Below are 10,297 nucleotides of genomic sequence, written 5' to 3'. Positions count from 1 at the left end.
AGACGGTGCGCCGGCCGCTGCGGCGCGCCGCCGGGCGGCGCTGGCGGGCAACGCGATCGGCGCAGTGCTGCTCAGCCCTGCGGGGCGGCACGGGCTGTTGGGACTCCTCGGCGCCGCGTGCCTCACCCTCGGTGGGTTCGCAGCCGGCGCCAAGCCGCGGACCGGCTCCTACTTCGACTGGAACCACCTGTCAGGTGCGACGTCCGGGCTGACCCAGGGCATCTCGACCTGGCTGGTCTGGGTCGGCGTGCTGGTGATGGTGCTCGCCTGGGTGCGGCTGGGCCGGGCGGTGCTCGCGGGGGGCGTCTCCCTCGGATCGGCCCGCTGGACGGTCGCGTTGTGGGTGGCGCCGATGCTGCTCGCCCTGCCGATGTTCAGCCGGGACGCCTACGCCTACCTGGCCCAGGGTGCGCTGCTGCGCGACGGCTTCGATCCCTATGTCGTGGGGCCCGCGGCCGATCCCGGGCCGTTGACCCGGAGCGTCAGCCCGGTGTGGCGATCCACCACCGCTCCCTACGGGCCCGCCTTCCTGCTGCTCGCCCGCGGTATCACCACGGTCACTGGCGACCACGTCGCGCTCGGCACCTACGTCATGCGGCTGGCGTTGCTGCCCGGGCTGGTGCTCATGGTGTGGGCGCTGCCGCGGATCGCCCGGCGCCTCGGCGGCGACCCGGTGCTCGCGGTCTGGCTCGGCGTGCTCAACCCCCTCGTCCTGGTGCACCTGGTGGCCGGCACGCACAACGACCTGCCGATGCTCGGACTGCTGCTCGCCGGGCTGCTCCTCGTGCTCGAGCGGCGGCACCTGCCGGGCGTCGCTGTGATCACGCTGGCGCTCGCGGTCAAGGCCACCGCGGTCGTCGCGCTGCCCTTCGTGGTCTGGATCTGGATGGCGCACGAACGCGAGCGCGCGCGGTCCGACGGGCGTCCGGAGCCGCACCGGTGGCCGTTGTTCCTGCGCACCACCGGGGCCGGACTGGTCGTCGGCGCAGCGGTGTTCGCGGCGCTGTCCCTCGCGGCCGGCGTGGGCCTCGGCTGGATCACGGCGCTGTCCGGCTCGTCGCAGACCGTCAACTGGCTCAGCCTGCCGAGCGCCGTCGCGCAACTGGTCACCGGCGTCGCCTTGTGGTTCGCGCCGCTGTCGCTGACCAACGTGCTGCCGGTGAGCAGGACGGTCGGCGCGGTCCTCCTGGTGGCGCTGCTCCTGGCCATCTGGTTCCGCGCCCGCCCCCGCGGACGTCCTGCGGTGTGGTCGCCTCGGCCACCACACCGCAGGACGTCCGGGGATGTGCAGACCGCGGTCAGGGGCATCGTCGCGGCGTTGGTCGTGCTGGTCCTGCTCTCGCCGGTCGCGCTGCCGTGGTACTACTCCTGGTCGCTCGCGGTCGCGGCCGGTCTCGCCCTGTCGCGGCGCACCCTCGTGTTGGTCGTGGGCCTGTCGACCTGGCTGATGCTGGTCTACCAGCCGGCCGGTGACACCGCCCTCTACATCTGGCCGCAGGTGCTGGGCGCCGTGGCGGCCGGCCTGCTCGCCGCGTGGCTCCTGGTCCGCGACATGGCCCAAGACGTGGCACAAGGCGTGACCCACGACCGCCACCTGTGAGGAATCGTCGTGGGTCTGCGACAGCGGCCTGCCGCAAGCGCCACGATCACTGCCCAGGAGGGGTGGGTCGCGATCCTTCCGCTCATGGGCCCCGAGCGGCACACTGGGCGGATGAGCCACCACGACGCGGTCCCCGTCCCCGACCTCCGCCTGCGGCTGTCCACCAGCCGGTTGCTCGGAGACGCCTCCACGCGCGGCCTGCAGCGCTGGGCGGTCGAGGCAATGCCCGCAGATGGTGCCGAGCCGATCGGCACCATCTCGGTGCTCTCGGTCGATCTGCGCGAGTGCGAGGATCCCTGGGACGCCCTGGACTCCTCCAACGACGACATCGCCCACATCGGGGACGTCGTCTTCGACGTCAACACCGGCCAGTTGGCCGAGGGGCTCGCCAGCCGGCTGCACGACACCGGCGACCGCGTGCTCGTCCTCGACCGGGTCGAGCTGGTGCCGGCCTGGCAGGGCAAGGGGGTGGCCGCGCTGCTCATCGCCGAGACGCTGGAGCTGATGCGCACCGGCTGCCGCGCCGCGCTCTGCCTGCCGGGGCCGCTCGACCGGGGTGCCGAGGAGGACTACGAGGCCGGCTACGACGAAGCCGTGCGCCGGATGACCAAGGTCTGGTCTCGGGTCGGCTTCCGCCCGTTCGCCGAGGGCGTCTGGCTGCTCGAGCCGCGGCTCGGCACGCTGGACGAGACCCTCGCCTCACTGCGCGAGGCCCACGGGCTGCTCCCCGTCCGGCAGACCGCCTGACCGCCGACTCCCCGTGCGTCGCGGGCGGCGCCTGCGTCCCGTAGAATGCGGCACAGGCGATCGAGCCGTCATCAGCGGCGAGCCTCCGGAAGAACGGGACCACACGGCATACGGGCCGATCCTCAGTAGAACCGGACGGGTGGGCCCCGTCAGCGGCCTTCGACCAAGAGCGGCCGTATGCCGTGCGCTCGAGCGAGCGGGCGGGTGCGGCAAGCGAGGTGGTACCGCGGTGCCGCCGGGCCGGACTTCACCGGTCGGCGACGTCGTCCTCGTGACCCTGACGGCACGAGTGACGCGACGGAGATGCACGCATGACCTATCCGAAGGTCGACTTCCTCTCGGCGGACGAGCGGGGCGAGGGCACCGAGAGGGCCGGGGTCGTCCCCAGCCCCCGTTTCCCGGAGATCGAGGAGCGGGTCCTGCGCTACTGGGACGAGGACGGCACCTTCGTCGCCTCGGTCGAGCAGCGGGACGCGGGGCGCAACGGTGACAACGAGTTCGTCTTCTACGACGGACCGCCGTTCGCCAACGGCCTGCCGCACTACGGGCACCTGCTGACCGGCTACGTCAAGGACATCGTGCCGCGCTACCAGACGATGCGCGGCCGGCGCGTCGAGCGCCGGTTCGGCTGGGACACCCACGGGCTCCCGGCCGAGCTCGAGGCGATGCGGCAGCTCGGGCTCAAGACCACCGACGAGATCCACGAGCTGGGCATCGAGAAGTTCAACGCCGCCTGCCGCGAGTCGGTGCTGCGCTACACCGACGAGTGGCAGGACTACGTGCGCCGGCAGGGCCGGTGGGTGGACTTCGAGCACGACTACAAGACGATGAACCCCGACTACATGGAGTCGGTGATCTGGGCCTTCAAGTCGCTCTACGACAAGGGTCACGTCTACGAGGGCTTCCGTGTGCTGCCCTACTGCTGGAACGACGAGACGCCGCTGTCCAACCACGAGCTGCGGATGGACGAGGACGTCTACCGGATGCGGCAGGACCCCGCGGTCACGGTCGGCTACCTGCTCGACTCCACCGGCGCGGACGAGGTGCTCGACGGCGCCCGCGTCCTGATCTGGACCACCACCCCGTGGACCCTTCCCAGCAACCTCGCGGTCATGGTGGGCTCCGACATCGACTACGTCGTCGTCGAGGGGGCCGTGCCGGGGACCGACGGGACGGCGCGCTACCTCCTCGCGGAGGCGCGGCTCGCGGCATACTCGCGCGAGCTCGGCGACGCCCCGGTGGTGCTCGGCCGCTACAAGGGCACGGACCTGCTGGGACGCACCTACACACCGCCGTTCTCCTACTTCGCCGGCCACGCGGGCGCCTTCCGCATCGTGGCGGCCGACGACGCGGTCACCACCACGGACGGCACCGGCGTGGTGCACACGGCCGGCGCCTTCGGTGAGGTCGACAAGGAGGTCACCGACCGGGAGGGCATCGAGGCGGTGATGCCGGTCGGCAAGGACGGCCGCTTCACCGAGCCGGTCGACGAGTACGCCGGGATGCTGGTCTTCGACGCCAACCCGCACATCATCGATCACCTGCGTGCGGCCACCCGGGGCGTGGGGGAGACCGGGTCCGTCTCGCCCGGGACGGTGCTGCTGCGGCGCGAGACCTACGACCACTCCTATCCGCACTGCTGGCGGTGCCGCGAACCGTTGATCTACAAGGGTGTCTCGTCCTGGTTCGTGGAGGTGACCGCCTTCAAGGACCGGATGCTCGCGCTCAACGAGCAGATCACCTGGGTCCCCGAGCACATCAAGCACGGTCAGTTCGGCAAGTGGCTCGAGGGCGCCCGCGACTGGTCGATCACCCGCAACCGGTTCTGGGGCAGCCCGGTGCCGGTGTGGAAGAGCGACGACCCGGCGTATCCCCGGATCGACGTCTACGGTTCCTTCGCCGAGCTGGAGCGCGACTTCGGCGAGATCCCCACGCGCGTGGATGAGCGCGGCGAGCGGGTGCCGGACCTGCACCGACCCAACATCGACCAGCTCACCCGGCCCAATCCCGATGACCCGACGGGCAACTCGACCATGCGGCGGGTTGAGGACGTGCTCGACGTCTGGTTCGACTCGGGGTCGATGAGCTACGCGCAGGTGCACTACCCGTTCGAGCACGCCGACTGGTTCGAGCACCACTTCCCGGCCGACTTCATCGTCGAGTACACCCCGCAGACCCGGGGCTGGTTCTACACGCTGCACATCCTCGCCACGGCGCTGTTCGACCGCCCGGCGTTCTCGACCTGCATGTGCCACGGCAACGTGCTCGGCGAGGACGGGCGCAAGATGTCCAAGAGCCTGCGCAACTATCCCGACGTGCGCGAGGTCTTCGACCGCGACGGGGCCGACGCGATGCGCTGGTTCCTGATGAACAGTCCGGTGCTGCGGGGCGGCAACCTCAGTGTCACCGAGCAGGGGATCCGCGAGGGCGTGCGGCAGGTCATGCTGCCGCTGTGGAGTGCCTGGTCGTTCTTCGGGATGTATGCCAACGCCGCCGGGGGACCGGACGGCGAGGGTTACGAAGCACGCTGGTCCACCGAGTCGGACGACGTGCTCGACCGCTACCTGCTCGCCAAGCTGCATGACTTCGTCGAGGAGGCGCGGGACCGGCTCGACGTCTATGACGTGGCCTCGGCGTGCGAGGCCATCCGCGCCTTCCTCGACGTGCTGACCAACTGGTACATCCGACGCTCGCGCGACCGCTTCTGGAACGTGCGCCGCGATGGCCTCGGGGCATTCGACACGCTCTACACCACGCTCGAGGTCGTGACCCGTGTTGCTGCTCCGTTGCTGCCGTTCACCACGGAGGAGATCTGGCGCGGCCTGACCGGTGGCCGTTCGGTGCACCTGACCGACTGGCCGGAGGTGTCCGACCTTCCTGCCGACGACGGCCTGGTGGCTGCGATGGACCGGGCCCGCGAGGTGTGCTCGGTGGCCAGCAGCCTGCGCAAGGCCGCGAACCTGCGCGTCCGGCTGCCGTTGCAGGACCTCACCGTGGTCGTGCCGGAGGCACAGGCTCTGGAGGACTTCGGCGCGATCATCGCCGAGGAGGTCAACGTCCGCACCGTGACACTGGTCGACCTCGCCGCGGCTCGTGCGTCCGACTTCGGGATCAGCCAGCGACTGGTGGTCAACGCCCGCGCGGCCGGCCCGCGACTCGGCCGCGACGTCCAGCAGGCGATCAAGGGCGCCAAGTCCGGCGACTGGGCGGTCGCCGACGACGGCACGGTCACCGCGGGCGGACTGGCCCTCGTCGAGGGCGAATACACCCTCGACACCATCGTGGAGCAGGACACCGCGACCGCAGGCAGGGCGACCCACCTTCTCCCGGGTGGTGGCTTCGTCGTCCTCGACACCGAGGTCACGCCCGAGCTGGCGCAGGAAGGTCTGGCGCGTGACGTCATACGGGCCGTGCAGCAGGCGCGCCGCGACGCCGGCCTGGACATCAGTGACCGGATCAGCCTGACCGTCACCGGCGACGACGACGTCTGGCAGGCGACAGTCGCCCACCAGCAGCTGATCATGAGCGAGACGCTCGCGGTCCAGTTCGGGTCGGCGGGAGCCGATCACGCCCTGCCGCCGGCCGCGACCGACGGGGCGACGGTTGCCACCGTCGGGGAGGGACAGCAGGTGCAGATCCAGGTGAAGAAGCGGTGATCAGCGACGGCGACCGCCGAGGCTCGGGCCGCGGCGACGACAGCGGCGACGATGCGGAGCGGAGCGGAGAGCCTGCCGCGGAGGAGCCGAGGCAGGAAGACTCCGTGGTGATCCGCGGGGCGACCGGCGACGATCTGCAGGGGGTGCTGTCGGTGGGGCACCGCACCTGGCCGGCCACCTACTACAGCATCGCCGGCGAGGACTACGTCCAGGCCGGACTGGCCAAGTGGTGGTCGGCTGACGCGACGATCCCCGCGATCCGCGCGGGGCGCGTGACGGTGGCCGAGCTCGACGGCGAGATCGTCGGCATGGCGAGCGTCGGCCCGGGCAAGCACCACCTGGTCCTCTGGAAGCTCTACGTCCTGCCCGAGCACCAGGCCAAGGGCGTTGGCTCGCGGCTCATCGAGGCCGTGATGGCCAAGGCGGCCGAGGACCACGACGAGATCCAGCTCTCCTACATCGACGGCAACACCGACGCCGAACGCTTCTACCGAGCCAAGGGATTCGTCGAGTTCACTCGTGAGGCCGGTGGTGGCGGCGTCCCGGACGACATCTGGATGCGGAAGGTGCTGCGCGACGCCTCGGACGACGACGACCCGGGCCTCGAGGAGGCACGCGCATGAGCCCGAGCGGACGTCCGGACTCCGCCCAGCAGGCTGCCGCCGAGCAACTTGCGGTGCGGAAGCGGCTGCGGGAGGTGAGCGAGGCCCTGCTGGCCAGGGCTCCCGAGAACGACGTCGAGCCGTCACTGGACCAGATCCGGCAGGTCATGGAGCTGCTGGGCGACCCGCAGCGCGCCTTCCCGGTGATCCACCTCACCGGCACCAACGGCAAGACCTCGACGACCCGCATGATCGAGCGGCTGCTGCGTGAGCTGGGCCTGTCGACCGGACGCTTCACCTCGCCGCACCTGCACGACCTCAGGGAGCGGATCGCGTTGTCGGGCGAGCCGATCGGGCCCGAGGCCTTCATCGCTGCCTATGACGACGTGGCGCCCTTCCTCGAGATCGTCGATGCGCTGTCACGCGAGGCCGGACGGCCGCGGATGAACTACTTCCAGGCGATGGTCGCCCTGGCGTATGCCGCGTTCGCCGACGCCCCTGTCGACGTGGCCGTGGTGGAGGTCGGTCTGGGCGGTGCCTGGGACGCCACCAACGTCGCTGACGGCCAGGTCGCCGTGATGACGCCGGTCGCCCTCGACCACCAGCGCCTCCTCGGCTCGACGGTCGAGGAGATCGCCACCGAGAAGAGCGGCATCATCAAGCCCGGTGCCATCGGGGTGGTCGGAGTGCAGGAGCCCGAAGTGGTCCAGATCGTCCGGGACCGGGCCGAGGAGGTCGGGGCCGACCTGCGCTTCGAGGGCGAGCAGTTCGGGCTGCTTAGCCACGACGTCGCGGTAGGTGGGCAGCTGATCTCGGTGCGTGGTCTGGCGGGCGACTACCCCGACCTCCTCCTGCCGGTGCACGGGACGCACCAGGCGCACAACGCGGCCATCGCCCTCGCGGCGGTCGAGGCGTTCGTCGGTGGTGGCGAGCAGCCGCTCGACCTCGAGGTGGTCCGGGCCGGATTCGCCGGGGTCACCTCGCCCGGGAGGCTGGAGATCGTCCGCCGCTCGCCCACCGTCATGGTCGATGCCGCGCACAACCCGGCGGGCGCGGTCTCGCTGCGTGACGCCCTCAACGAGGCATTCACGTTCACCAAGGTCGTCGGGCTCGTCGCGATCCTCGCCGACAAGGAGGCGGGCGAGATCCTCGAGATCCTCGAACCGGTCCTGGACGAGGTCGTCGTCACCCGCACCTCCTCGCCTCGCGCCACCGACCCCGCGGTCCTCGGGCGGATCGCGGCCGAGATCTTCGGCGAGGACCGCGTCACCGTCGTGCCCGACCTCTCCGAGGCGCTCGACACCGCCGCCGGGATGGCCGACGCCGGCGGCGTGGCCGGGGGCGTGCTGGCGACGGGGTCGGTGGTCACCGCCGCAGAGGTCCGGATGTTGCTCGGGGTGACCACGACGTGAAGGGGCTCGTCTTCTACGGCGTGCCGGGCAAGATGGCTCGGCGGTTTGCCGCCATGGTCATCGCCAGCCAGGCCTTCGCGGTGTTCCTGTGCGCGGTGGTGGCCTACGGGCTGGCCTCCGTCCAGGGCGACGACCGGTCGGGCACGTGGCTCGCGGTCGGGTCGGTGGTGGCGGTGCTGTGCATCCTCGACGCCGGCCTGATGCGGCGGCCCTGGGGGGTCACGATCGGCTGGCTGCTCCAGGTCGTCACGTTCCTCGCGGCGCTGGTCGTGGGCGGCATGATCATCGTGGCCGTCATCTTCCTGGCGCTGTGGGTGACCGCCCTCGTCCAAGGACGCAAGATGGAGGACCTGACCCAGGCCCACCTGCGCGCCCACCCGGTCGACGAGGACCAGCAGGGCGGGGGCGCGGGCTCGGACACGGATGCTCCTGCCGACCGGGGTGACGCACCGGACCGGTGACGGCGGCGGCCGACCGCCCTCGGTGGGCGGGCGGCATACCCTTCGATGTCCCTCGATAGGGTCTGGCCTGTGACGACATCGACGACGCCCGAACGCTCCCTCGTCCTGGTCAAGCCGGACGGTTTCCAACGGGGCCTGTCCGGCGAGGTCCTGCGCCGGATCGAGGCGAAGGGCTACACGCTCGTGGACCTGGCGATCTTCACGCCCGACCGTGAGCGCCTCGCCCAGCACTACGCCGAGCACGAGGGCAAGCCGTTCTACGAGCCCTTGCTCGAGTTCATGAGCAGCGGCCCGGTGACCGCGGCGATCATCGAGGGGGAGCGGTGCATCGAGGGTTTCCGCGCCCTCGCGGGGGCCACCGATCCGACGGCTGCGCTGCCCGGAACCATCCGCGGCGACCTCGGCCGCGACTGGGGCCTCGCCGTGCAGCAGAACATCGTGCACGGCTCCGACTCGTCGGAGTCGGCCAAGCGCGAGATCGACATCTGGTTCGGCCACCAGGCCTGACGCTGTCGCGCTCCCGGACCTCCCCAGCGACTCCGGGGCCACAGGTCAGCTGGTCTCGTCCGCCTCGGCGTCGTCGAGACCGGCGATGACCAGCTCGAGCAGCGCGGCCAGCTCCTCACGCTGATCGCGTGACAAGGGGCCGAGCACGTCCGACTCGACCATGTTGGCCTCCTGGATGGCGGCCTTGAAGGTCTCCCAGCCACGATGGGTCAACGAGACCAGGACCCGGGTGCGGTTCTCGGGGTCGGCGGCGCGGTCGATCAGGCCCCGCTCGGTCATCCGGTCCAGTCGGTGCGTCATCGACGAGGGGGCCACGCTGGTGGCCTCGGCGAGCTGGGTGGGCGTGAGCGCGGCGCCCTCCTCCGCGGTCGCCAGGTTGGCGAGCACCGCCCACTCGCCGGCGGACAGGTCCAGGTCGACCAGCTGGCGCGCATACCACTGGCCCAGCTTGCGCTGCAGGCTCTGCACCGCGGTGATGACGCGCTGCACGGACTCGTCGCCACCCGCTGCCACGTAGGCGGCCACGTCGGCGCGGTAGCGCTGGTGCGCGGACCTGCCCGCGCGTCTGCCGGATCCCGGACGAGTGGTCATGGGCACCATGTTGCCATGCTAATATTTCGGAGTCGAAATATTCGATATCCAACACTCCCGTTTCGAACTCTGATGGAGGCGTGGTGAAGCGCGCACACCTGCTGGTCCTGGCGTCCACCGTGAGCATGATCGGTTGGGGCACGGTGCTGCCCTATCAGTACGCCTACGCCGCGAACACCCGCGGCTGGGGCGGTTTCGTCGCCGCAGCGGCCTCCAGCCTGTTCTCGATCGGCGCGCTGGTCGCGGCGCCGGTCGGCGGCCGCCTGGCCGACCGGATGTCCCCGGTGCGCGTCGCGGTCGTCGCACGGGTGCTGGCCTGCGTCGTCAGCCTGGCGCTCGTCGTGGCCGGCACTCCGCTGACCTTCCTGCTCGGCATGCTGGCCTTCGGGCTCGCGATCACGGCAGCGGCCCCGGCACAGCAGGTGCTCGTGCTGCGCTGGTCGTCCGGTGCCGACCGCCGTCGCGTCTTCGCGCTGGTCTTCAGCGGGCAGGCGCTCGGCATGGCGATCGGCGCGTTCGCGGCCGGCTACATGGTGGACCTGGACCAGGTGCACGGCATGTGGCCCGCGTTCGTGACCGCCTCCGCGGGGTTCGGGGTCTCCGGCCTGCTGCTCGCGGTGGCGGGTCGAGGCGTCGACGCATCCGTCCCGCCCGTGCCCGAGTCGCCGGCCCAGCAGGGCAGCACCGGACTGGCGCTGCGGGCCATCTGGGCCACGCCGGC

Annotated in this window: 9 protein-coding genes; 8 read left to right on the top strand and 1 reads right to left on the bottom strand. The window is 71.1% G+C overall.

From position 1 onward, the window contains the following. From mptB to ndk, 7 genes are all read left to right on the top strand, one after another. Window positions 1-1,600 (top strand): polyprenol phosphomannose-dependent alpha 1,6 mannosyltransferase MptB (mptB, locus tag FRW57_RS23205; protein WP_162529337.1); only part of this gene is annotated, 1,600 nt, incomplete at its 5' end. Between the two features lie 111 nt (window positions 1,601-1,711). Beyond that, window positions 1,712-2,347 (top strand): hypothetical protein, encoded by a 636-nt coding sequence (locus FRW57_RS11285; RefSeq protein WP_137121457.1) that lies wholly within the window; start codon window positions 1,712-1,714, stop codon window positions 2,345-2,347. A 311-nt stretch (window positions 2,348-2,658) separates the two neighbouring features. Then, window positions 2,659-6,003 carry an isoleucine--tRNA ligase gene (ileS, locus tag FRW57_RS11280; protein WP_137121458.1) on the top strand — a complete coding sequence of 1,115 codons (3,345 nt, stop codon included), beginning with the start codon at window positions 2,659-2,661 and terminating at the stop codon, window positions 6,001-6,003. Then, window positions 6,000-6,626 carry a GNAT family N-acetyltransferase gene (locus tag FRW57_RS11275; RefSeq protein ID WP_238384658.1) on the top strand — a complete coding sequence of 209 codons (627 nt, stop codon included), beginning with the start codon at window positions 6,000-6,002 and terminating at the stop codon, window positions 6,624-6,626. Before ileS ends, FRW57_RS11275 begins: the two co-directional genes overlap by 4 nt. Then, window positions 6,623-8,017, top strand: a complete 1,395-nt coding sequence (locus FRW57_RS11270; RefSeq protein ID WP_152186022.1) for a bifunctional folylpolyglutamate synthase/dihydrofolate synthase — start codon at window positions 6,623-6,625, stop codon at window positions 8,015-8,017. Before FRW57_RS11275 ends, FRW57_RS11270 begins: the two co-directional genes overlap by 4 nt. Further along, window positions 8,014-8,478 (top strand): DUF4233 domain-containing protein, encoded by a 465-nt coding sequence (locus FRW57_RS11265; protein ID WP_137121460.1) that lies wholly within the window; start codon window positions 8,014-8,016, stop codon window positions 8,476-8,478. The genes FRW57_RS11270 and FRW57_RS11265 overlap by 4 nt, the downstream gene beginning before the upstream one ends. 69 nt (window positions 8,479-8,547) lie before the next feature. Further along, window positions 8,548-8,985 carry a nucleoside-diphosphate kinase gene (gene ndk, locus FRW57_RS11260; RefSeq protein ID WP_238384659.1) on the top strand — a complete coding sequence of 146 codons (438 nt, stop codon included), beginning with the start codon at window positions 8,548-8,550 and terminating at the stop codon, window positions 8,983-8,985. Window positions 8,986-9,030: 45 nt separating this feature from the next. Here ndk and FRW57_RS11255 read toward each other — a convergent pair whose 3' ends face one another. Further along, a complete protein-coding gene (locus tag FRW57_RS11255; protein WP_137121462.1) occupies window positions 9,031-9,576 on the bottom strand; it encodes a MarR family winged helix-turn-helix transcriptional regulator in 546 nt (181 codons plus the stop codon). Window positions 9,577-9,659: 83 nt separating this feature from the next. Here FRW57_RS11255 and FRW57_RS11250 point away from each other — a divergent pair. Continuing rightward, on the top strand, window positions 9,660-10,297 hold a 638-nt coding region (locus tag FRW57_RS11250; RefSeq protein ID WP_238999396.1), incomplete at its 3' end, for an MFS transporter.

This window comes from Segeticoccus rhizosphaerae, from assembly GCF_009192725.1.
In the GTDB taxonomy this organism is placed as follows: domain Bacteria; phylum Actinomycetota; class Actinomycetes; order Actinomycetales; family Dermatophilaceae; genus Segeticoccus; species Segeticoccus rhizosphaerae.
The sequence above is the reverse complement of the archived record's forward strand: the minus strand, read 5'-3'. Positions and strand labels throughout refer to the sequence as shown.